Origin of the sequence: Asticcacaulis benevestitus DSM 16100 = ATCC BAA-896, from assembly GCF_000376105.1 — a bacterium.
Taxonomy (GTDB): Bacteria; Pseudomonadota; Alphaproteobacteria; order Caulobacterales; family Caulobacteraceae; genus Asticcacaulis; species Asticcacaulis benevestitus.
On the sequence record NZ_AQWM01000001.1, the window covers coordinates 97,580 to 121,346 of the forward strand.

The following is a 23,767-nucleotide window of genomic DNA, read 5'->3' on the forward strand; positions in this document are numbered from 1 at the left end:
CTTGCGGCTCCGGCCTTTCCAAATTCGGTTAAACCCTAAGGCTTAAGCGTTTTCGAGTTGTTCGGCAGACATCTTGCCGGACTTGGCGTCGCGCGCCATCTCGTAGGAGATCTTTTGACCTTCATTGAGGCTGCGCATACCAGCGCGTTCAACGGCGCTGATGTGAACGAAAACGTCCTGGCCGCCGTCCGAAGGCTCGATGAAACCAAAACCCTTAGTCGGATTAAACCACTTAACTGTGCCAGTGCTCATAATGAACCCTTTCAAATAGCAATATTATACGCCGCCGAACGAAATGTACGACGACCTCTCGGTTAACTTTTGAATGGGGGTTCGCTCGATGCACTTTGGAAAAGTGCGAAACAAAACAGCAGACAATTATAAATCGATTTCTCAACTATAATGTAAAACTTGAAAACACGCAAGTCATTTCAAAAAAAGACGTAATAAAACTGCAACGGCGCGTCGTATTACTGACGCGCCGCTTTATAGAGTTCAGGATTGTCCCAGTTTTTCGCGCAGGATGGCGAAGGGCGAATAGGGGTTCACATAGGGCTCCGCCGGCTTTTGTTCGCGGGCGGGTTTACGATCCGGCTTGCCGCCTGAATAGGGCTTGCCCTCTTTCGGTGCCCCCTTGCGAGAGCGGTCGCCGCGCGGCTTGCCAGCGTTTTCACCTGGCGCGTCAGAGCGTGTCCGCTCCGGACGGACGCGCGGCGGCCGCGGCTCGAACGATTTTTGCCGCCAGCCAAGCAGTTGCACCTCACGGGTTTCAGACACGGGCGCCGGCGTTTCGGCCACGGCTTCCACGACAGGTTCTGTAATGGCTTCTGCCACAGGTTCTACAGCGGCTTCCGGCAGGTCAACCACCTCGACGGTCGTTTCCACAGCTTCCACGCTCGCTTCGACAGCGACGGGCGCCTTGCCTCTGCGGCGTTTACGGCGTGACTTGCCTTCGGTCGGCGCGGTTTCCGCCTTCACGTCGACCGCCACAGCCACCGTCTCGGTCACCGTGATCGGCTCAACCTTCACCAGCCCCAGGGCCTGCAACAGCTTGTCGCGTTGGTTCTCGTTGAGCCCCAGTGCGACGAAATCGGCTTCGCGCACGTAGGTCGCGCCTTTTTGCCAGACGCCATGGCCCATGATCTTGTCGAGCTGCGACAGGGTCTTCATCGCCACCGCGCCATAGTCACCCAGCAAAAGCTGACCGCGCTGGCTGTGCTTGCGCTGCGGATGATCGGTCGGGTTGGCGCCGCTGCCAAAGGCCTGCAACAGCGGGCGGATTTTCGGGCTTTGCAGTTCGGGCAGGAACCAGGCGTAGCGATGGCCGGCGACTCCAAGCGCCTTGAGCGCGGCCTTGTCTTCGGCGGTCAGCTTCAGGGTTTCATCGCGGGCAAGGATGCCGGCGTTTTCATAGAGGCGGAAGGCGATGGCGCGGACGGCTGGCGTCGCGGCCTCATCTTCCGAGGTCTGTTTGATCTTGTACAGGCTCTTGAGACCGGCCTGAGCGCTCTGGCGCACATAGTCGGTCAGGCGCTTGACGGCGCGTTCCTGCAAGGCCGGATGATCGGGCGCTTCGATCAGCTTGAGGCGCGGCGCGAACCAGTCGGAAGGCTCGATGCGGGCCACGATTTCCTTCTTCCAAAGGACGTCATGGCCCTTGATCTGGAAAGCTTTCGAGGCGCTGTTGGCGAGATCGCGCAAACGATCAAGCAGGATCGGCTTGATGGCGCGGTTGGCGGCCTGACGCAGCGCCTTGTCGGCGATAACGCTTTCGGCGCTGGTCGATGTGAAGGACAGGCCTTTCAGTTCGCCGACGACATGGCCTTCGATAATGACCTGGCCTTCGGGGGTGACTTCGGGGCGCGGCGCTTCCTCGGCATCGAGCGCCTTGAGCAGGGCGCTGGTGCGGGCGTCGATAAAGCGCTGCATGAGGGCTTCGTGCAGTTTATCGGACAGGCGCTCTTCGAGATCGCGCGCCGCGTCGCGCCAATGCTCGGTGCGGGCCAGCCAGGCGCCGCGGTTGGCGATGTAGGAGAGGGTGCGCACGCCGGAAAGGCGCGACGACAGGGTGTCGATATCGCCGTCCATATGGTCAAGATCGCGCAAGGCGCCCTCGAACCAGTCCTCGGCGATGAAGCCGCCGGGGCTGAGACGTGACCAGAACAGATGCGCCACCAGTTTCAGGTGCTCATCCAGCCCGATCTTGCGGAAGTCAGGCAACTGGCAGCCTTCCCAGAGCGTGCGCAAGGTCACCGGATTTCTGATCTTGGCGGCGATATCCTCGTCCTGGCTCAAAAGACGCAGGGCCTTTTCATCGAGCGCTTCCTTGGCGAGGTGCAGGCCGATGACGGTCGAGGGCTGCGACAGGCTTTTCAGCAGGGCGTCGAGCGTCGAGAAATCAAGCTTGTGGTTGCGCCATTGCGCGGCATCGAGCGCCATGAACTGATGGTTCTCGACCGCGTGGACCAGATCCTCGTCGAGTTCGTGACATTCACCGGTGACGCCAAAGGTGCCATCGCGCATGAAGCGGCCGGCGCGGCCGGCGATCTGGCCGATCTCCTGCGCTGTCAGGTGGCGCGTCGACTTGCCGTCGAACTTGGAGAGGCCTGAAAACGCGACATGCTGGATGTCCATGTTAAGGCCCATGCCGATCGCGTCGGTCGCCACCAGAAAATCGACCTCGCCTTTTTGAAACAATTCGACCTGCGCATTGCGGGTCTTGGGCGACAGGCTGCCCATCACCACAGCCGCGCCGCCACGTTGGCGGCGGATCAGTTCGGCGATGGCATAGACCTTCTCGGTTGAGAACGCGACGATGGCGGTGCGCTTGGGCAGGCGGGTCAGCTTCTTCGGACCGGAATAGGTGAGGGCGGAGAGACGCTCACGCAGCATGACTTCGGCGGCGGGGAAGAGGCGGTGGAACAACGGTGCGAAGGTCTTGGCGCCCAGAAATACGGTCTCGAAACGGCCGCGCGCATGCAGCAGGCGGTCGGTGAAGATGTAACCGCGCTCGGGGTCGGCGCAGAGCTGGATTTCATCGACGCACAGGAAATCGACCTGGCGTTCCAGCGGCATGGCCTCGACCGTGCAGATGAAATAGGAGGGCAGGCGCGGAATGATCTTTTCCTCGCCGGTGATCAGGGCCACGGCGTTGACGCCCTTCAGCGCCACCACGCGCTCGTAGATTTCACGGGCCAGCAGGCGCAGGGGCAGGCCCATCATGCCGCTGGCATAGCCGCACATACGCTCGATGGCGTAGTGGGTCTTGCCGGTGTTGGTGGGACCAAGCACGGCCATCAGCTTTGCGTCGCTGGCGGCGTGGATAATGGGGCGGGGGCTGTTGGGGGCTATCTCTGACACGCTGCATACATAGGAGCGCGGAAGCCGTTTGGGAAGCGCTATTGCACCAGAGGGCGCGCAAAAGCGGACTTGTAAACGAGGTGTTACCGGAATGCCGAACGGGATGGAAACGAATCATGTCCGAATCACTGACATCGACGGATACCGTTTATGTTCCCTACAGTATCTTGTGGGCCGCTCTGCGATTAACCATAGTCGATCTGCCGATTGCGTGATGGGGGCTATACAAAAACACTACGCAAGCCTGGCCAATCTATACGCCTGTCATACGGGCGAAGGCGTAGAAAACCGTTGTCTCATCCCTAGAGAGCCAACACAAAATGCCTTCCCCAGATCCCCTTCAGATGACGGTTTTGTTCCCCCTGACCGTCGATACTGACCTCAGCCTCACGGCGCAATCTCTGTTACGTCGTGAGTGCGGGGCGCAGATCCATTCCATCCACCTGCAATCCATCCCTGATAAACGCGAAGCCTGCCTGTGGGTGACGCTGTCAGCCTCGGCCTATGAACCGGCCGTGCATGCGCTCGTCCTTGGTCTGCCGGCCGCGCAGTTCGGCGCCGTGGCGATGGCGGCCTGATCCCATGCTTATCCCCGAAACCTTCGAACCCCGTTCCCCTTACACCGGCATCTGGGTGCCAATGATGACCCCTTTCAAACATGGAGATGTCGACTATGACGCTGCTAATCTCTTCACTCATCATCTTGTGGACTCTGGCGTTCACGGTCTGGTTGTCGGCGGGACGACGGGTGAAGGTCCGTCTCTCACGCCTTATGAGAAGGCCCGTCTTATTGAAACCGTCGCAGCATCCGTCCCTGATGATATCCCCGTCGTCCTGGGTGTTGAAGGCGCGAACACCTCGAAGATTTTAAACGAACTGACGGAGATCGGTGATCTTCCGGTGCATGGCTATCTGGTCTCTGCGCCGAGCTATGTCAGGCCGGGGCAGGAGGGTATCTACCGGCACTTCATGGCGATATCCGAAGCGGTGAAGCGTCCGGTTATCCTCTACGATATTCCGGTGCGCACCGGGGCGGCGCTGCAAATTGACACCATCCTACGCCTGATGGCCAGTGGTGATTTCCCGGCCATCAAGGCCTGCGGGCTGACGACGGATCGCCTGAAAGACCTGCTGGCCATATACCGCCTCAAGGTGATGTGCGGTGACGATCAGTGGATGTTCCGGGCGCTGGACATGGGCGCGCATGGCGTCATCAGCGCCTCGGCCCAGGTGGCGCCGCGCCGCTTCGTCGAAGCCTATGCCATGCTGGAAAAATACAGCGCCGATGGGGCCTGGAAACGCTTCAACATCCTGATGCCCCTCATCGAGCATATGTTCGCGCAACCGAATCCGGCGCCTGTCAAGGCCGCGCTCGCCTTGCAGACCTGGTGTCAGGAAGAGTTGCGCCTGCCGATGACGCCGGTGACGGCGGACTTTCGCCAGGAGCTGGAAACCGTACTCGCCCATATGCACGCCCTGCATCATGACGATCTGCTCTGTGCCGACAAGTCCTCGAAATAGGTAAAACCCGCGGACCCGGCCACAGGATCGGCCCCAGCCATCTCCTACGGCTGGGGCCGATCCTGTTTGCGGTTGTGTGCAACGGATGAGGGTTCTATGCTGACCCGATAAAGCGTTCGCTCAAGGACGCGCGAGGAAACGTCAATGCCCATCGATCACGTCGTGATAACCGGCGCCATGCGCACGCCCATGGGCGGATTTCAGGGTGATTTCGCCGGCGTCACCGCGCCGCAACTCGGGGCGGCAGCCATCAGGGCGGCTGTCGGTAACATGCCTGCCGATCTGGTCAGCGAAGTTCTTATGGGCTGCGTCCTGCCGGCCGGACTGGGGCAGGCGCCGGCGCGTCAGGCCGCCCTTCTGGCAGGCTTGCCGGTCTCCGTGCCGGCCACAACGGTCAACAAGATGTGCGGTTCGGGCATGAAGGCGGTGATGCTGGGCTATGACGCCCTGCTGGCGGGCTCGGCGGACACGGTGGTGGCCGGTGGCATGGAGAGCATGTCGAACGCACCCTATCTGTTGCCCAAGGCGCGTTCGGGGATGCGGATGGGGCATGGCGAGGTCAAGGACCACATGTTCCTCGATGGTCTGGAGGATGCCTACGAACCGGGGCGTCTGATGGGCAGTTTCGCCGAGGACGCCGCCCGGCACTATCAGTTGAGCCGCCAGATGCAGGACGACTACGCGTTGGCCAGTTTAAGCCGCGCTCTGGCCGCCGATGTCAGCGCTGAGATCGTGCCGGTTGAGACGAAGGCGGGCGTCATCACGGCGGACGAGCAACCTGCCAAGGCGCGGCCGGACAAGATTCCGCTGCTCAGACCGGCTTTTGCCAAAGACGGCACGGTCACCGCTGCAAATGCCAGTTCGATCTCCGATGGCGCGGCGGCGCTGGTGCTGACGAAGGCATCGGTCGCCGAAGCGCACGGCCTGACACCGCTGGCGCGTATCACAGGCCATGCCAGTCATGCCGAAGAACCGAAATGGTTCAGCCGCGCGCCGGTTGGGGCCATCAACAGATTGCTCGACAAGGTCGGCTGGTCGGTGGATCAGGTCGATCTGTTCGAGATCAACGAGGCCTTCGCTGTGGTGGCGCTGATCGCCATGCACGACCTCAAAATCCCGCATGGCAGGCTTAACATCCATGGCGGCGCCTGCGCGCTTGGTCACCCGATAGGCGCCAGCGGCGCGCGTATCCTCGTCACCCTGATCAACGCGCTCCGGCAAACCGGCGGCAAGCGTGGTGTGGCCGCCGTCTGCATCGGTGGCGGCGAGGCGACGGCGGTGGCGATCGAGTTGGTTTAGCCCTTCGCCTGCGGGCTGGTGCGGCCGCTGCGTTCCAACTTGCCCCAGCCAACGGCCATGCCGCGTCCGGCCGCGAACAGCGCCTTGATGACCACGTAATACATCATCTGGCGATAGACGAAGCGTTGCGACAGCAGCCAGAACACCGGATAGGACTTTTCGCGAGGCTCCAGCCAGTAGGCGATGCCGCCACAGATGGCGTCGATGGTCAGGAAGGCGATCCAATAGACCAGCATTCGCTCCAGATCGCCACTGGTGGCGGCCCAGCCGTGCTGCGTCACTTGCAGCGCCGTATTGATGATATTGACCACCAGCGCGAAATCGATCAGCGGCGAGATGACCGCGAAGCCGATCTGGAACACCCAGGCCTGCGGAATGCCGATAAAGGCGAGACCTTTCGGCTTGCCCTCTTTCAGGATGGTGCGGTGCTTCCACAAGCACTGCAGGGTGCCGAAGGCCCAGCGGAAGCGCTGTTTCATCAGGGCGCCAAAGCTTTCTGGTGATTCTGTCCACGCCACGGCATCCTGATCATAGGCCACCTTCCAGCCCTTGTGCTGGATGGCGATGGTCAAGTCCTGATCTTCGGCCAGGGTGTTGTGCGGATAGTTACCAACTTCGGCCAGCGCTGCGCGCCGCCAGGCCCCGACCGCGCCCGGCACCACCATCATGGCGCCGAACATGGCCAGCGCGCTGCGCTCCAGGTTCTGTGACGTGACGTATTCCACCGCCTGCCAGCGCGTGACCCAGTTGAAGCGGTTGCCAACCTTGGCGTTGCCGGCCACGGCGCCGATTTCCGGCCGGATAAACCAGCGCACCAGACGGGCGATGGTTTCCGGCTCGAACTGCGTGTCGGCGTCGAGCGCGATGATGATGTCGCCCTTCGAAGCGGCGATGCCGTTGTTGACGGCGGTCGCCTTGCCGGCATTGGCCTGGGTGATCAGGCGGACGCGAGGATCCGTCTTGAAGGTCTCGGCGACGATGGCGCTGGTGGAGTCCTTCGAGCCGTCGTCGATAACGATCACCTCCATGTTGACGCCGATGCTCGACAGCACCCGGCGCACCGAGTTCTCGATGACGCGCGCCTCGTTGAAGGCGGGGATCAGGACGCTGACGAAACGCCCGTTGACATAGTCGGCGACCTCATCGTGCTGAGGGTCGTTTTCAAGGCTGCCGGGCGCGACCATATGGCGGCTGAACTCGGCATAGATGGCCAGTCCGGACAGGAAGAGGGCGCGGGTGATGCCGAGGATGATGGCGATGATAAACAGCCACTTGAAGGCCTCCGCCGTCCACGCCAGGAACATGAAGATACCCACGTCAAAGCGCACCTCGGCGAGATCGGCGCCGCTCAGTTTCGGCATGACCTGATCCGGTGCCAGCCCGACCAGACCGCCGACCGTGGTGAAGGTATAGCCCTCGGCCTTGAGGGTGCGGATGATGGTTGGCAGGGCAGCGATGGTTTCCGTGCGCTCACCACCTGAATCGTGCATCAGGATGATCTGGCCGGAGTGACATTCCGACGCGTCTTTCAGGCAGGCCTCAGAGGTCTGGCTGGCCTTGCCGGCATGCACGCCATCCAGCGTATTCTTGATGATGGCGTCGATGCCGGGGCGTGTCCAGTCCTCGGAATCGACGTGCAGCCCGACATTGGTATAGCCAAGCTGTTGCGCCAGCAGCGCCGGTCCCAGTTCGTTTTCGGTGGTCGGCTCGGCGTCACCGAAGTATGGGGAACGTAACAGACGCATTGAGCGGCCGGTATAGGCCTCGACGACGCGTTGGGTCGAGTTGAGCTCGACGCGGGCCCATTCCGGTGAGACTTTCGACATGTCGGGATGGGTGTAGGAATGGTTGCCGATCTGGTCGCCTTCATTCACCATCTGACGCAGCAGAGCGGGATGGCTGATCGCTTTTTCACCGATGACGAAGAAGGTGGCTGGCACCTTTTCTTCACGCAGGATTTTCAGCACCTGCGGTGTCCACTTGGCATCCGGACCATCATCGAAGGTGAGGGCCAGATAACCCGGCTTGAGGCCGGTACGACGCACCACATAAGGCGTTGGCAGGCTTTGGTACTGCACAACCTGCGCCACGCGGTTCTTGTCAAAGGTGACGGTGCGGGCACCATTGGTCGGCGTGCTGTCGATATGCAGCACCTCGCCATTGCCCTCGACATCGACATTGCCCAGGGGCTGGAGCACGCGCAGGTCGGGTGTCTTGTTTGTCTGGAAGGCTACCAGGGAGGCCCAGACGCCGGGGTCTTCGCTGCCCAGCCGCCACAGGGCGACGCCGTAGGGGTTGGTATTATCGATGGTCAATAGTTGATTCCAGGCGCTGACGGCATCCAGCATCCATACCTGATGGTTCTTGCCGCCTTCCTGATAGGAGAAGTTCGGATTGCCGGACGCCGAATCGAACTGCACCGGCGCGTCGGAATCGTGGGCAATCAGCCAAGCTTCGGGAATGGTCAGCACATCGGCCTGTTTGTCATGCCAGTCATAAGCGTAGTTGCCGATACAGGCGATGGCCTTATCGAGCGGCACGCTTTTCAAGGCCTCGGTCAGGCGGGTATTGAACCAGTCCTGCGCGGCGATCGGCCCGGCCGGATCAACCATGGAGTGCTGGTCGTAGAGCATCAGGAACAGCTTGTCCGAGGCCTTGGCGAAGCCTTTCAGGTTCCAGGTGTCGTCATCAATCGGCGCGGTCAGGGTGACCAGAAAACCGTCGTGTGAGAGCTGCGCACGCGCTTCGTGGATGAATGTCAGGTAGTTGCCGAGCGCGTGGGCCGGCAAGGCTTCGAAGTCAAACACGACACCCGCGGCCCTCTCCTTGCGCAGCATGTCTTCGACCTGACCGATCAGGGTCTTGCGCTGCGCGGGATTGGCCAGCAGACGGCTCAGGCTGACACCGTCAAAACTGCCCTTGTAGGTGTTTTGCACCATGACCAAGACAGCCGGCTGATGCTTCGCCGAGGCGACGATGCTGCGGAACTGGTAATCGGGCGTATAGATGAAGGCGTTATTGGCACCGCTGACAATGGCCAGGGACGGGATAACAATATCAAGATCGTTGACGTGGCGCTCCAGCGAGGCGCGGCCGGGATCATCACCGATATAGAAGGCCGCCACGGTCTGGTTCACACTCGGATTACCGCGTTTTACCATGATGTCGCGATGGCGCGGCGCGGCCTTGTGGAAGGGGGCTGTCCAAGCCGAAGGCTTCGGATATTCCATGTGCAGGTCGAGATCCTTTTGAACCGGCACCAGCATAATCGAGACAATCAGGCCGATAAACAACAGGACGGCGACAAGGATCAGGCCGACGACCCCAATGAAGGACACCTTGCGGCGGCGGCCTGTGGGATCATAGAAAATGGGTTTTGGCATGGAATGACTTAATTAAAAACAGGGCGGCGGACAGGAGGTATCATGACAATGTTGCGATTCGTCGACTGGACGGCAGACTCAGTATGTCGCGGCACGGTACCATACGTCCGGCCTGGATTATATCGATAAGCCACGCTTTCAGGCCGGGATCGTAATCCGGCTTGCTGAGGGTTTGTGGGGCGCCGCCAAACAGCGAAAAGCGATGATCCATCAGGGTGCGGCTGCTGAGGAAGGTGTCGAAATCACGAACGCTGGCGAAGGCAGTAAAGTCGAAAACGCAGCCTTGCGGCGGTACGTCGTCAAGATCATGCAGGAAGGATGCCGCGGTTTCGGGCTTGTCGGTATCACTCATCGGGGTGATCAGCCGGACGCTTTTGCCGTAGTGAAGCTGCGGTATATTATCAACATTGCCGGTATCAAGCGCCGAGGCCGGCAACTGGAAATAGACGACGGTGGCCAGCGGCGGCCCTTTATAGATGAGATCGGACACGGAAGCCGCCGGGAACTGATAGCCGGTGCGCAGATCGCTGAGATCCTGCGGGATGGAGAGACCATCGCAGAAGATGACGCAGGCCAGTCCGCAGGCGAGTAAAGCCCAAATTTTCGGCGGCTCGTCCTTGCGCCACCGGATATAGCGCCCCGCCAGCCCCGCCAGGGTCAGGACGACACCGTAACCGATGGTGCGGACATTGTAAGGGTCGAACTGGGTGCGGAAACGTAACACAAAAGCCAGGGCCAGAAAGCCCAGTCCGGCCAGAAGGACAAAGGTGACAGCCGGAGAGGTCTTTTCGCGCGATAGCGACAGCCTGTTCCATGACGCGCCGGCCAGCACCACGATCACGGCGATGATGCCAAATGCGCAGCCGGCGACCGCGATAATAAATTGCCGGATCAGCAGCAGTTTGGCTTCGGGCGCAGCGATGCGCGGCATGCCGGTGCCGTAGCCGGTCATGTGGTGGTTGAAGGCCTGATAGCCCAGGAAGACGACGCCGGCGATGGCGAAACAGGCCAGGGTGCGCAGGGCAGTGGCGCGGCCATAGGCCAGCCAGGTGCAGATAAACAGGATGAAGGCGAAGGGCGCGAAGATATAGCGGGCGAAACAGCCGAGCACGAGAAACAGGGCAAGGAGGCCATAGAACGCCCATTTGCGGGGATGGGTATGAATCAGCGATATAGCGAAGAAGGTGCCGCAGACGCAGAACAGCAGCAGGTTTTCCGACCAGGTGTACATGCCGATCAGCAGGGTGACGGGATTGATCACGATCAAGGTCGCCATCAGCAGGTTGCGCGAGGCCTTGTAAACAAAGACAAATGAGGCCGCCAGCAAGAGGAAATTGGTCAGTTTGCTGCTGACCATCAGGAAGGCCGGATCAGCGACCGGCGCGGTCAGAGCCAGCATGGTGGGGTAGCCGCACGGGTAGACTGCCAAATAGGTGCCGTTCAGACTGCATCCCTGGCCGTGACGCAGGCTGTCGGCAAGAAAGATATAGTACCAGGAATCGACACTGATATAGCCAAAAGCGATGGCCAGCCCCATCGAGAGGGCCAGGATCGCCGCGACGGCCGCCAGATAAAGGGTCTTGGAGTTGATGGACATATACGTCTTTGCGCCGGATGAGAGTTTGTCGCCTTAGGCGCAGAGCATGGCCTTTTGTGGGCCGTCTTTCAATGCCGTAATATTTCGTGGAACGCGATCACAAGGCCTTTCGCTGTAAGGGTTTCGTCTGCGATCATCAGGGCGTCGAAGGGTTTCAGCGCATGGCCTTCGACTGTCTGCGCTCCGGTGACGATCAACAGGCCGCTTTGGAGGGCCGTTTCGCCGTCGATGCGGCGGACATCGGCGCGCATCTGTCCGCGTCGTGTCATGACATTGAGATCAGTGACGGGCGCCAACGGTACGCCACTGACCGGTACATCACCGGCAAAGGTGAGGCTTTCGCCCGTTGCCAGAATGACGCTGCGATCGCTGAACTCCAGCCTCAGGCTTCCGCTCAACACAGTTAGATGGCGGTCGATATTGGCGAATAGCGAAAACGGCCCCGGTTCGGTGACCTCCGCCATACTGATCCGCCACAGGAAATCGTCCATCGACGCGCCGATGGGAAAGACGGCGACCTCGCGCGTGACGCCACCGCCATTTTTCCACGGTGTGGCCACGCGCTCTGCAGCGGGAAGGTGCCGGATCAAAGGATGCCCGGCAAAATACCAGGAAGATCGAGGCCCTTCTCGCGGGCGCAATCAAGGGCGATATCATAGCCCGCATCGGCATGGCGCATGACGCCGGTGGCCGGATCGTTCCACAATACGCGGCCAAGGCGTTTGGCGGCATCATCGGTGCCATCGGCCACGATCACCATGCCAGAATGTTGCGAATAGCCCATGCCGACCCCGCCGCCGTGATGAAGCGAGACCCACGTCGCGCCGGACGCCGTATTGAGCAGGGCGTTGAGCAGGGGCCAGTCGGAGACGGCGTCCGAGCCATCGCGCATGGCTTCGGTTTCGCGGTTGGGCGAGGCGACGGAACCGCTGTCGAGGTGATCGCGGCCGATGACCACCGGCGCCTTAAGCTCACCTGTGCGCACCATCTCATTGAAAGCCAGACCCAGGCGATGACGGTCACCTAGGCCCACCCAGCAGATTCGCGCCGGCAGGCCCTGGAACTTGATGCGTTCGCGGGCCATGTCGAGCCAGTTGTGCAGGTGTTTATTATCGGGCAGCAGTTCCTTGACCTTGGCGTCGGTCTTGTAGATGTCTTCCGGATCGCCGGAGAGCGCCACCCAACGGAAGGGACCGATACCGCGGCAGAAAAGCGGACGGATATAGGCCGGCACGAAACCGGGGAAATCAAAGGCATTTGTCACGCCCTCATCGAGCGCCACCTGACGGATATTGTTGCCATAATCGACCGTTGGCACACCGGCCTTCTGGAAATCAAGCATGGCGCGGACGTGCTGGGCCATCGACGCCTTGGCGGCTTTGGCGACGCTTTGAGGATCGCGGTCGCGCATGTCGAGCCAGTGCTCAACCGTCCAGCCGGAGGGCAGGTAGCCATTGATCGGATCGTGCGCCGAGGTCTGGTCGGTCAGCAGGTCGGGGCGCACGCCGCGCCTGTAAAGCTCCGGCAGGATATCGGCGGCATTGCCGAGTAGCCCGACCGAAATCGGTTTGGTGGCGTTCTGGATCATGGTCAGAGCGTCATCGATATCCTTGGCCTGATAATCGAGATAGCCGGTGCGCAGGCGCATCTCGATCCGCGACGCCTGACATTCGATGGCGAGGCACGAGGCGCCGGCCATCACCGCCGCCAGCGGCTGGGCGCCGCCCATGCCGCCAAGGCCGGCGGTCAGCAGCCATTTGCCCCTGAGGTCGCCCTTATAGTGCTGGCGACCCATCTCGACGAAGGTCTCGTAAGTGCCCTGCACGATGCCCTGCGTGCCGATATAGATCCACGAACCGGCGGTCATCTGACCGTACATCATCAGGCCCTTGCGATCGAGTTCGTGGAAGTGGTCCCAGGTGGCGAAGGCCGGCACGAGATTGGAATTGGCCAGTAGGACGCGCGGCGCATTCTCATGCGTTTCGAAGACGCCGACCGGCTTGCCCGACTGGATCAGCAGGGTCTGGTTGTTTTCCAGCCGCTTCAGGGTCTCGACGATCTTGTCATAGCTTTCCCAGTCGCGCGCCGCCCGGCCGATACCGCCATAGACGACCAGTTCCTCCGGCCGTTCGGCAACATCGGGATGCAGGTTGTTCATCAGCATGCGCAGGGGCGCTTCGGTCAGCCAGGACTTGGCGGAAAGGGTGGTGCCGGTGGCCGGCCTGATCACGCGGGTATTATCGAGACGGGTCATTGATCTACTCCGGGCAAGGCAATATTCGCTGCTTTTATAACTGCGCCGGACCGCACCAGTTCGATCGCCAGCGCCATGTCCGGATGGAAGTGGCGGTCGTGATCGAGGGCGGGCACGGCCGAACGGGTGAGCGCGCGGACACGCTCCAGCGCGTCCGACGAGGTTAGGGGCTTGAGGAAATCACAGCCTTGTGCCGCCGCTAGCAATTCAATGCCGATCACGGCGAAGGCGTTATCGGCCATCTCCATCAGCCGGCGCGCGCCGTGGGCGGCCATGGAAACGTGGTCTTCCTGATTGGCGCTCGTCGGAATGGAATCGACGCTGGCGGGATAGGCGCGCTGCTTGTTTTCCGACACCAGGGCGGCCGCCGTCACCTGCGGGATCATGAAGCCGGAATTGAGCCCCGGTTGCGGCGTCAGAAAGGCCGGGAGGCCCGACAGCGCCGGATCAACCAGCATAGCGATGCGGCGCTCGGCGATTGAGCCGATTTCGCAGATGGCCAGAGCAATGATATCGGCAGCGAAGGCGACGGGTTCGGCGTGGAAATTACCGCCGGACAGGGCCTCATCCGGATCTGTGAAGATCAGCGGATTATCGGAAACGCCATTGGCCTCGGTCTCCAGTGTCACCGCTGCCTGACGCAGAATATCGAGTGCGGCGCCCATCACCTGTGGCTGGCAACGCAGGCAATAAGGGTCCTGCACGCGCTCGTCGCCCTTCAGATGCGAGGCCCGGATAGCGGAATCGCTCATCAGGTCGCGCAGGGTATGGGCGGTATCGATCTGGCCCTTGTGGCGGCGCAGGGCATGGATACGTGGATCGAACGGCGCATCCGACCCCTTGGCGGCTTCGGTCGAAAGCGCGCCAGTGACCAGGGCTGTTTGCAGCAAAACCTCGGCCTCGAACAGGCCAGCCAGGGCATTGGCGGTCGAGAATTGCGTGCCGTTGAGGAGGGCCAGCCCTTCTTTCGGGCCGGGCGTGAGGGGCTTAAGGCCGGCTTCCTTCAGCGCCCGCAGGGCCGGCATCCGCGCGCCATAGACCTCGATCTCGCCGACGCCGATCATGCAGGCGGCCATATGCGCCAAAGGCGCCAGATCGCCGGATGCCCCGACCGAGCCCTGGCACGGAATGACCGGCATCAGGTCATGATCGAGCATGGCCTGCATCAACTCCAGCGTTTCCGGTTTGATGCCGGAAGCGCCCTGCGCCAGCGAGGTCAGCTTGAGCGCCAGCATCAGCCGCACCACAGGCTGCGGGGAGGGGGCACCGACTCCCGCGGCATGGCTGAGGATGATGTTGCGCTGGAGCGTCGTCAGATCGGCGTCCTCGATGCGCGTCGACGCCAGTTTGCCAAAGCCGGTATTGATGCCGTAGACCGGCTCGCCCCGTGACAGAATGCGCGAAACCGCCGCCGCACTTTCGGCCACCGCAGGCATACAGGCCGGATCAAGCTTGAAGGCCGCGCCGCGATAGATATCGCGCCATACGGACAAAGGGACGTTGCCGGGGGTGAGGATCATACGGTTTGACCTTGGAATACACGAGCATGGAGGGGCGAAAAGCCCATGAAATAAACGAGATCGGCGGGCTGTTCGCAGTCCCAGATGGCGAGGTCGCACGCCTTGCCGGCCTCCAGCGTGCCGATCTCGTGCGATAGGCCAAGCGCTTGTGCGGCATGGATCGTTACGCCGGTCAGGCATTCATCGACCGTCATGCGGTAGAGGGTGGCGGCCATGTTCATCGCCAGCAGGATCGAGGTCAGCGGCGAGGTGCCGGGATTGCAGTCGGTGGCGATGGCCATGGGCACGCCTGCCGCACGCAGGGCTTCAATCGGTGGCTTGATGGTTTCGCGCATGAAGTAATAGGCGCCGGGCAGGACGGTGGCGACCGTGTTGGCGTCGCGCAGGGCGGCGATGCCATCGGCGTCGAGATGTTCGAGATGATCGGCCGACAGCGCGCCATAGCGCGCGGCAAGAGCTGCGCCATGCAGGTTGGAGAGCTGTTCGGCGTGGAGCTTGACGGTCAAGCCATGCGCCTTCGCAGCCATAAAGACGCGCTCGGTCTGGGCGGGGGAAAAACCGATGCCTTCGCAGAAAACATCGACCGCCGAAGCCAGGTTTTCGTGGGCCACGGCGGGAATCATGCGTTCGCACACCTCGTCGATATAGGCGTCAGGGCGGCCCGTATATTCCGGCGGCAGGGCATGGGCACCGAGCAAGGTGGTCACCACTCGCACCTTGCGATGATGTGCCAGCGCCTTGGCGGCGCGTAGCATCTTCAGCTCGTCTTCCAGCGTCAGGCCGTAGCCTGACTTGATCTCGACGGTAGTGACGCCGCTGGCTAAAAGCGCATCGAGGCGGGGCAGGGCGGCTGTGATCAGATCATCTTCAGTGGCGGCGCGCGTAGAGGTGACAGTGGAGAGAATGCCGCCCCCGCTACGGGCGATATCTTCGTAAGAGGCACCATCGAGACGCAACTTGAATTCATGGGCACGGTTGCCGGCAAAGACGAGGTGGGTGTGGGGGTCAATCAGGCCGGGGGTAACCAGCCGGCCTTGCAAATCTATGGTGTCGCCCGTGTAATCAGCGGCCGGGCCGGCATAGACGATGTGGCCACCACGTGCGGCGATCATGCCCTTGTCGATCACCGGTTGGCCCGCTTTCACCAGCAGGCGGCAATTCGTCCAGACCGTATCGCATTGCATAGCTTTTCAGACTCGCCTAATATGTCTATACATAATGCATAATGTATAGACATAATGAGTGCAAGTGCGATGTCGTCACTTTGGTTTGAAAAAGCGCTGCTGAAATCAGGCTGGCAGTCGGGCGTGTTGCTGACCATTAGCCATGGCCTTATCGCCAGCATAGAAATCGACGCTGAGCCTCAAGGGGAGCGCCATGCGATCGGCATCCCCGGCATGCCCAATCTGCACAGCCACGCCTTCCAGCGCGTTATCGCCGGCCTGACAGAGTGGCGCTCTGGTGAGCCGGCCCAGAAACCAGATAGCTTCTGGTCATGGCGCGAGCAGATGTACAAATTCCAGGCGCAAATTGGCCCGGACGAACTGCAGATCATCGCCAGTCTGGCCTATATGGAAATGCTGGAGGCCGGTTTTACCCGTGTCGGCGAATTCCACTATCTGCATCATGCACCGGATGGTCAGCCCTTTACCGATCCGGCGGAGATGGCCGCGCGTATCGCTGCGGCCGCCGCGCAGACCGGCATCGGCCTGACGCTTCTGCCGGTCTTCTACGCCCATGCCGGTTTTGGCGGACAGGCGCCCAATGCCGGTCAGGCGCGCTTTATCCATGATATCGAGGGTTTCCAGCGCCTGTTGGAAGCCAGCCGCAAACAGGTCGCCGCGCTCGATGACGCCCTTGTCGGAATCGCCCCGCATTCTTTGCGCGCCGTCACACCGGAAGAATTGACAGCCCTGATCCCCATGGCCGAAGGCGCGCCGATCCATATCCATATCGCCGAGCAGACGCGTGAGGTCGAAGACTGTTTGGCCATGACCGGCCAGCGTCCGGTCGAATGGCTACTCGACCATGCGCCGGTCGATGCGCAATGGTGTCTGGTTCATGCCACGCACATGACGCCCGAAGAGACGACGCGATTGGCGACATCAGGCGCCATCGCCGGCCTGTGCCCGATCACCGAGGCCAATCTGGGGGATGGTCTGTTCCCGGCGCGGGACTATCTCCAACAGGGCGGGCGCTTCGGTATCGGCTCGGATTCCAACGTCCTGATCAGCGCGGCCGAGGAACTGCGCCTGCTCGAATACGGCCAGCGCCTGATCCACCGTGAACGCAATGTGCTCGATAACCTCTATGTCCGCGCGCTTGATGGCGCCCAGGCGCTGGGTGTTGAGAGCGGTCTCGTCGTCGGCCTGCCTGCCGATCTGGTTAGTCTGGATTGCGATCTCGACAGCTTCGTCTTCGCCTCTGCGCGCTCACCGATCGATTGCGTCTGGCGCTTTGGCCGCAAGCAGGTCACGGGCGGCCGCTATATCCGGCGCGACGCTATACTTGCCGATTACCGCAGGCTGATGCAAAGGCTGTCCGCATGACCCGAATCCTGCCGCTGCATCAGCAGATCCGTAACGACATCGAAGCGCAGATCCGCTCCGGGGCCCTGAAGCCCGGTCAGCGTATCCCCTTTGAGCATGAATTAATGAAGCAGTACGGCGTGTCGCGCATGACGGTCAACAAGGCGCTGACCCCGCTCGATGAAGCCGGTCTGATCGAACGTCGCAAGCGCGCCGGCACCTTCGTGCGGTTGCCGCGCCTCGATTCCACCGTACTTGATATTCCCGATATCCAGATCGAGATCGAGACGCGCGGCGAAGCCTATCATTTCGAAGTCCTGTCCTATGCCATTCGCCCCGCGTCCAGCGATGATGAGCGCGAACTGGCCGGTGAAGGCGGACGGGTGCTGAAAATCGAGGGCTTGCATTTCGTCTCCGACAAGCCGTTGGCGCTGGAACGCCGCCTGATCAATCTGTCGGTGGTGCCGCAGGCCGAAGGCGTTGATTTCAGCCGCCAGTCACCCGGCCACTGGCTGCTCGGCGCCGTGCCATGGACGCACGTCGAGAACCAGATCAGCGCCACCGCCGCGGAGGCGCAGACCGCCCGCCATCTGCGCCTCGATGCCGGCGCCGCCTGTCTGGTGGTCGATCGCCGCACCTGGCGCGACAGGGACCGCGTCACCACGGTGCGGCAGATCTTCGACGGGGCGTCTTATCGCCTGATCGCGCGATTCGATCACGGTTAAGGTCTTTCCGGCGCCGTCCGGCAATCTTGCGTTAACTACAAGCGGTGATACTCCGTGCACACATACGCAAGGGCCCTTTCATGACATCCTGGCAAGCCGGTATCGCGCTTAGTCTGCTGATCGCTTCGGTGAGCGCTCCCGCGCACGCCACGCTCGGCGGCAAGGCGTCCACCATCGAAAACGATCGTATCCGCATGGTGGGGCGCAAGAGCGCTCAGATGGTCCAGGGTGAGGTCACCAGCCACGAAGTCACGCTGGAAAACGGCACGGTGACACGCCAGTTGACGCGCGCCGATGGCACGGTTTTCGCCGTGAGCTGGCAAGGGCCGGTGCGCCCCAATCTCAACCAGCTATTCGGCACAAGCTATTTCAAGCGTTTCCAGAGCGATAATGCGCCGGTCGGTCGTATCCGGATGCGGCGCGCCCTGGCCTCGACCCACAGCGATTTTGTCGTACGCACCGGCGGCCATGCCGGCGCGTTCTGGGGGTTTGCCTTCCTGCCCAAGGCCGCGCCTGCCGGTTTCTCAGCCCAGAGCCTTCACGCAGGTGCACAATGAAGCCGCATATTCTTCTGACGGGTCTTCTGCTCCTTCTTGCCGCCTGTGGCGGCGGTGGTGGCGGGGGCAGCACGTCCTCTGGCGGTGGTTTCTCTGGCGGCGGTTCCTCGTCCTCATCGTCCAGCTCCAGCAGCGTGGCGTTGAGTAATTTTACCACCATCTCGGTGGATTCCGGGCCGACTCAGGCGGGGGGTAACGTCAATATCGGCTTTGTTACGGTCACGATCTGCGCGCCGGGCACGAGCACCTGCCAGACCATCGATCACGTCATCATGGACACCGGCTCTGTTGGCCTGCGCATCGAAAACGAAGCCCTGACGCCGGCCATGCGCACTGCCTTGCCGCATACGCAGGTGGCCGGCAAGGGGGCCGCGGAATGTTACCAGTATGTCGATGGCTATGTCTTCGGCTCGATCCGCACGGCCGATTTCACCATCGGCGGCGAGAATGTCGCGGCCATGCCCATGATGGTCATCGGTGATGATGGCGATTACGCCAATGTGCCGACCGACTGCTCCTCCGGCGGCGGCACCAGCCACGACACCATCGCCGATTTCGGCGCCAACGGCATTATCGGCATCAGCAACGGTATCATCGATTGCGGCAGTTATTGCGCGGGGACCACCAATAACGGCTATTACTACACCTGTGTCGCGGCCACCTGTACGCCCTCGACCCTGGCCACGGCTTCGCAGGTGCCCAATCCGGTGGCGCGCATGGCGGTCAACAATAACGGCACGATCGTTGATCTGCCGGCGGTGGCCGGCCTTGGCACGCCCAGCCTGACAGGAACGCTTTACTTTGGCATAGGTACCCAGACCAACAACACGCTCGGCAACCGCACGGTCCTGACGCTCAGCAACAGTTTTCTGCTGACCGCCACCTACAAGGGGGTGGCCCTGACGCAGAGCTTTATCGACAGCGGCACCAACTTCTACGGCTTCTCCGACAGCGCCATTCCATCCTGCACCGGCAATCTGGCGGGCTTCTACTGTCCGGCCACCTCGCTTGGCCTGACCGCCACCCTGACCGGGCAGAACGGCGTTGTGGCCAATGTCCCGTTCACCATCGACAACACGTCTCAGCTTGTCCAGTCGCCAAACTACGTCCTGCCGGGATTGGGCGGTGATCCCGCCGGGTTCGACAATCTGGAGCCTTACAGCAACAGCTTCGATTTCGGCCTGCCGTTCTTCTATGGGCGGCGCGTCTATACGGCGATTTCCGGCCGCAATGCCGGCGGTACGCTTGGCCCTTACATCGCGTTTTAAGGTTGACTACCATGCCAGCCTATCAAGATGTCTTTTACGATAGCCATGATCTGCGCGTGAAGCTCTATGCCCGGGACTATCATCGTTCCGGGGGCGGCGAGATCATGCCGGTCATCTGCATGCATGGCCTGAGCCGCAATTCGGCGGATTTCGAGGTCATCGCGGCGCATCTGTCCGAGCGCTATCGCGTCATCGTGCCGGACCAGCGCGGCCGCGGCAAGTCAGGCTGGGATGCCGAGCCGGCCAACTATTCTCCGGCGCTCTATGTGCAGGATGTGTTCAAGCTGATGGGAGAGCTTGGCATCGCGCGGGCAGCCCTGATCGGCACGTCGATGGGCGGCATCATGGCGATGATCATGGGCATGATCGCGCCACAGGCCGTCATCGGCATGGTGATCAACGATGTCGGGCCGGAACTGGACGTGACGGGGCTGGCAAGGATCAAGTCCTATGTCGGCAAGAGCCCGCCGATCAACACCTGGGCCGATGCGACAGCGCGCGCCCGTCAGACCAATGCCGCGGCTTTTCCGGACTATGACGACGCCGACTGGCTGGCCTTCGCGAAGCGCACCTATCATGAGGTCGAGGGTGTGCCGGTATCGTCCTACGATCCGGCGATTTCCGGCGCCTTCGATCCGGATGGGCCGGTTGTGGCGCCGCCCGATATGTGGGGAATCTGGGATACGCTTAAAGGCATCCCTGTATTGGGCGTGCGCGGTGAGCTTTCCGACCTGCTGTCAGAGGCGACCTTTGGCCAGATGCTGGAGCGCCATTCGGCCATGCGCGCCGTGACCGTGGCGCGTGTCGGCCATGCGCCGATGCTCGACGAACCGGAGGCGATGACGGCGATAGATGCGTTTCTGGCTGATCTGGAAACGCGCGTCTGAACCTCTCCGGATGTCGCGGTACGGAGGCCTTATTGATCCGCCAGTGTTTTGACGAACTGATAATGGAACCGGCGGCCGTCCATCAGCGACTGGACGCGGATGCGCTCGTTCAGGCCATGAGCGTGGCTGCCGTCCTTATCGACGAAGATACCGGAAATGCCGTAGGTCGGGATACCGCCGGCGGTCATATAGATGCCGTCGGTCGCCCCGGTCGACATGGTCGGCAAGATCGGCGTGCCCGGATAGATCTTCGCTGACACGCTCTCGACTGCCGCCATGATCTCCGGGCTCAGCGCCGGCACCGGCGTGGCCGGACTGCGCGGCTCCACGATGGTGACGTGGTTGTTCGGATCGCCAATGGCCTGGTCGAGTGTGGCGCGCACCGATTCGATCGGCGTGCCCGGCAGGATGCGGCAGTTGATATTGGTCGTGGTCCGCTGCGGCAGGGCATTGGTGGCGTGTCCACCGTTGATCATGGTCGCCACGCAGGTGGTGCGCAGCATCGAATGCCACTTCTTGTCGGCCGAAACGATGGCGTTGGCTTTTGCGTCGGTCGTGTCCTTCACAAGGGCCAGCATGGCCGCGCCGATATCGCCGCCCTTGATGGCCGCCATGCGGGTGAAATAGGCGCGGGTGGTGTCGTTGAATTCGACCGGGAATTCCAGCGCGCTCAGCTTCGTCAGGTCGCTAGCCATGTCGTAGATGGCGTTGGCCGCTACCGGCTGCGAGGAATGGCCACCGGGATTGGTCGTCTCGATCCGGAAGTCCTGATAGACCTTTTCCGCCGCCTGAACGCCGAATGTGACGCGCTTGCCGTTTTCATCCAGTTCGCCGGAACCACCTTCATTGATGGCATAGGCGGCGTCGACCCAGTCCTTGTGGTTCTGCGCCAGATATTCCGCGCCATTGAAAGCGCCGGAGGTTTCCTCGCCGCAGGTCAGCGCCATCTTAATGTCGCGCTTCGGCGTATAGCCTTCCTGACGGTAACGGATCAGCAGATCGGTGAAGATGGCGGCCATCGCCTTGTCGTCCTGAGCGCCGCGGGCGTAGAAATAGCCGTCTTCTTCCACGAGCGTAAAGGGATCGCGCGTCCAGTCGGCGCGGTTGGCCTCCACCACATCAATATGGGCCAGTAGCAAGATTGGCTTCTTTTTCGAGCCCTTGCCGTGCAGGATGGCGACGAGGCCGCCTTCCTTGGGGTGCTCAGGCACCGAAAAGACGCGCAGATCGGCATCGGGATAGCCGGCGGCTTTCAGGCGCGCCGCCATGCGTTCGGCGGCCAGGGTGCAGTTACCGACGGAAAGCGTGGTATTGGTCTCGACCAGTTCCTTGTAGGTCGCACGGAAAGCCGGTTCGCCGTCACCCGACGTATCGGCCGCAAAGGCGGGGACGGAGATGGCAAGAACAGCGGTAAAAGCCAGCAGGCTGTGTTTCAGGTGCATATCGGTTCCCCTTATTGATCGGCGTAAAGCTTGACGAGCTTGTGGAAGAAGCGTCGGCCTTCCATCAGCGACTTGACCCCGACATGCTCATTGAGGCCGTGGATATTGCCTTCGTCCGGTCCCTCGAAGAAGCCGTAGAAGCCATAGGTCGGGATGCCGGCGGCGGTGGTGTAGATGCCGTCTGAAGCGCCTGTTTCCATGGTGGGCAGCACCGGCACGCCAGGATAGACCTCCGCCACCACCTTCTCAATGGGCGCCAAGATATCGCGGCCAAGCGGTGGCGCGGGTGTGGCCGGGCTGGGCGCGCCATTGAGCGTCAGGCTGACCTTGGGATTGTTGATGGCGGTGGCCAGGGCCTTCTTGACCTCGTCGACCGTCGTGCCCGGGAAGATGCGGCAATTAACATTGGCCTTGACCGTCTGGGGCAGGGCGTTGACCGCATGACCGCCTTCGATCATGGTCGCCACGCAGGTGGTGCGTAGCATCGCCTGCCACATGGCGTCCTGCGACAGGCGCGCCTCGGCAGCGGCATCGTTCGGATTGGTGACGATGGCGCGCATGGCGGCGCCGTCCTCGCCGCCCTTGATATCGGCCATGCGGGTGAAATATTCCCTGGTGGCGTCGTTGATCCTGACCGGAAACCTGTAAGCAGAGACGGCTTTCAGAGCATCGGCCATGTCATAGATGGCGTTCTCCGGCACCGGGCGCGACGAGTGACCGCCGGGATTGTCGGTCTCCAGCGTGAAGTCCTGATAGACCTTCTCGGCCGCCTCGACATCGAACGAGACGTGACGGCCCTCAGCATCATCCGCGCCATAGGCGCCTTCATTGATGGCGAAAGCCGCGTCGATCCAGTCCTTGTGGTTTTCGCTGAGCCATTTGGCGCCATTGAAGACGCCTTCGGTTTCTTCGCCACAGGTGAGCGCCAGCTTGATGTCGCGCTTTGGCCTATAGCCTTCCTGTTTGTAGCGGATAAAAAGGTCGGTGAAGATGGCGGCCTGCCCCTTGTCGTCGGCCACGCCGCGTCCGTAGAACTGGCCGTCTTCCTCGAAGAGGGTAAAGGGATCGCGCGTCCAGTCCTCGCGCTTGGCGGCCACCACGTCGATATGGGCCAGCAGCAGGATCGGCTTCTTACTAGAGCCGGTGCCTTTCAGTGTCGCTACCAGCCCGCCATCGTTCGGCGCGCTATCAGGAATAAAGAGATGGATGTCGGTATCGCTGTAGCCGGCAGTTTTCAGGCGGGCTTCCATGCGCTGGGCGGCGAGGGTGCAACTGCCGACGCCCGGCGCGGTGTTGGTTTCGACCAGTTCCTTGAACAAGGTGCGAAAAGCCGCTTCGCCATCGCCGGATCTGTCGGCGGCCACAGCCTGACCCGAAAGCGCCAGCAAGGAGGTTAGCGCCAGCGGGAGGGCTTTCAGGCGCATGG

The 23,767-nt window shown here is 61.7% G+C and carries 18 protein-coding genes; 8 read left to right on the forward strand and 10 right to left on the reverse strand.

All coding sequences use genetic code 11. The features are described from left to right. Positions 1–42 precede the first annotated feature (42 nt). Positions 43–252 carry a cold-shock protein gene (locus B060_RS0100510; protein ID WP_018079788.1) on the reverse strand — a complete coding sequence of 70 codons (210 nt, stop codon included), beginning with the start codon at positions 250–252 and terminating at the stop codon, positions 43–45. A gap of 243 nt (positions 253–495) precedes the next feature. Then, complete coding sequence (locus B060_RS0100515) at positions 496–3,297, reverse strand: helicase-related protein (RefSeq protein WP_018079789.1); 2,802 nt, start codon at positions 3,295–3,297, stop codon at positions 496–498. A 407-nt stretch (positions 3,298–3,704) separates the two neighbouring features. Here B060_RS0100515 and B060_RS0100520 point away from each other — a divergent pair, with 407 nt between their 5' ends. The 3 genes from B060_RS0100520 (at position 3,705) to B060_RS0100530 (ending at position 6,180) form a co-directional block, all read left to right on the forward strand. Further along, a complete protein-coding gene (locus B060_RS0100520; RefSeq protein ID WP_018079790.1) occupies positions 3,705–3,938 on the forward strand; it encodes a hypothetical protein in 234 nt (77 codons plus the stop codon). Positions 3,939–3,942: 4 nt separating this feature from the next. Continuing rightward, positions 3,943–4,881 carry a 4-hydroxy-tetrahydrodipicolinate synthase gene (gene dapA, locus B060_RS23630; RefSeq protein ID WP_018079791.1) on the forward strand — a complete coding sequence of 313 codons (939 nt, stop codon included), beginning with the start codon at positions 3,943–3,945 and terminating at the stop codon, positions 4,879–4,881. Between the two features lie 144 nt (positions 4,882–5,025). Beyond that, positions 5,026–6,180 carry an acetyl-CoA C-acyltransferase gene (locus B060_RS0100530; protein ID WP_018079792.1) on the forward strand — a complete coding sequence of 385 codons (1,155 nt, stop codon included), beginning with the start codon at positions 5,026–5,028 and terminating at the stop codon, positions 6,178–6,180. On the opposite strand, the gene B060_RS0100535 is transcribed toward B060_RS0100530, so the two are convergent. The 6 genes from B060_RS0100535 to hutI form a co-directional block, all read right to left on the reverse strand. Beyond that, the gene (locus B060_RS0100535; RefSeq protein WP_018079793.1) at positions 6,177–9,563 is read right to left on the reverse strand and encodes a trifunctional glycoside hydrolase family 18/polysaccharide deacetylase/glycosyltransferase family 2 protein; all 3,387 of its coding nucleotides are present in this window, start codon (positions 9,561–9,563) and stop codon (positions 6,177–6,179) included. The genes B060_RS0100530 and B060_RS0100535 overlap by 4 nt on opposite strands. A gap of 40 nt (positions 9,564–9,603) precedes the next feature. Continuing rightward, positions 9,604–11,160, reverse strand: a complete 1,557-nt coding sequence (locus tag B060_RS0100540) for a hypothetical protein (RefSeq protein WP_018079794.1) — start codon at positions 11,158–11,160, stop codon at positions 9,604–9,606. 68 nt (positions 11,161–11,228) lie between these two features. Next, positions 11,229–11,750, reverse strand: coding sequence for a HutD/Ves family protein (locus tag B060_RS25910; protein ID WP_026172475.1), 522 nt, complete (start codon positions 11,748–11,750; stop codon positions 11,229–11,231). Beyond that, a complete protein-coding gene (hutU, locus tag B060_RS0100550) occupies positions 11,747–13,414 on the reverse strand; it encodes a urocanate hydratase (protein ID WP_018079796.1) in 1,668 nt (555 codons plus the stop codon). The genes B060_RS25910 and hutU overlap by 4 nt, the downstream gene beginning before the upstream one ends. Beyond that, positions 13,411–14,934, reverse strand: a complete 1,524-nt coding sequence (gene hutH, locus B060_RS0100555) for a histidine ammonia-lyase (RefSeq protein ID WP_018079797.1) — start codon at positions 14,932–14,934, stop codon at positions 13,411–13,413. The genes hutU and hutH overlap by 4 nt, the downstream gene beginning before the upstream one ends. Then, the gene (hutI, locus tag B060_RS0100560; protein WP_018079798.1) at positions 14,931–16,118 is read right to left on the reverse strand and encodes an imidazolonepropionase; all 1,188 of its coding nucleotides are present in this window, start codon (positions 16,116–16,118) and stop codon (positions 14,931–14,933) included. Before hutI ends, hutH begins: the two co-directional genes overlap by 4 nt. A 69-nt stretch (positions 16,119–16,187) precedes the next feature. On the opposite strand from hutI, the gene B060_RS0100565 reads away from it, so the two are divergent. The 5 genes from B060_RS0100565 to B060_RS0100585 all read left to right on the forward strand — a co-directional run bounded on the left by B060_RS0100565 (position 16,188) and on the right by B060_RS0100585 (position 20,899). Beyond that, a complete protein-coding gene (locus B060_RS0100565; protein ID WP_018079799.1) occupies positions 16,188–17,483 on the forward strand; it encodes a formimidoylglutamate deiminase in 1,296 nt (431 codons plus the stop codon). Beyond that, entirely contained in the window at positions 17,480–18,187 is a 708-nt protein-coding gene (hutC, locus tag B060_RS0100570; RefSeq protein WP_018079800.1) for a histidine utilization transcriptional repressor HutC, read from the forward strand. Before B060_RS0100565 ends, hutC begins: the two co-directional genes overlap by 4 nt. 80 nt (positions 18,188–18,267) lie before the next feature. Next, the gene (locus B060_RS0100575) at positions 18,268–18,744 is read left to right on the forward strand and encodes a DUF2844 domain-containing protein (RefSeq protein WP_018079801.1); all 477 of its coding nucleotides are present in this window, start codon (positions 18,268–18,270) and stop codon (positions 18,742–18,744) included. Beyond that, complete coding sequence (locus B060_RS0100580) at positions 18,741–20,012, forward strand: DUF3443 family protein (protein WP_018079802.1); 1,272 nt, start codon at positions 18,741–18,743, stop codon at positions 20,010–20,012. The genes B060_RS0100575 and B060_RS0100580 overlap by 4 nt, the downstream gene beginning before the upstream one ends. A gap of 11 nt (positions 20,013–20,023) precedes the next feature. Beyond that, complete coding sequence (locus tag B060_RS0100585; protein WP_018079803.1) at positions 20,024–20,899, forward strand: alpha/beta fold hydrolase; 876 nt, start codon at positions 20,024–20,026, stop codon at positions 20,897–20,899. Positions 20,900–20,928: 29 nt separating this feature from the next. Here B060_RS0100585 and B060_RS0100590 read toward each other — a convergent pair whose 3' ends face one another. Both B060_RS0100590 and B060_RS0100595 read right to left on the reverse strand, forming a co-directional pair. After that, positions 20,929–22,341, reverse strand: coding sequence for a M20/M25/M40 family metallo-hydrolase (locus tag B060_RS0100590; RefSeq protein ID WP_018079804.1), 1,413 nt, complete (start codon positions 22,339–22,341; stop codon positions 20,929–20,931). Positions 22,342–22,352: 11 nt separating this feature from the next. Continuing rightward, complete coding sequence (locus B060_RS0100595) at positions 22,353–23,765, reverse strand: M20/M25/M40 family metallo-hydrolase (protein ID WP_018079805.1); 1,413 nt, start codon at positions 23,763–23,765, stop codon at positions 22,353–22,355. Between the last annotated feature and the right edge of the window lie 2 nt (positions 23,766–23,767).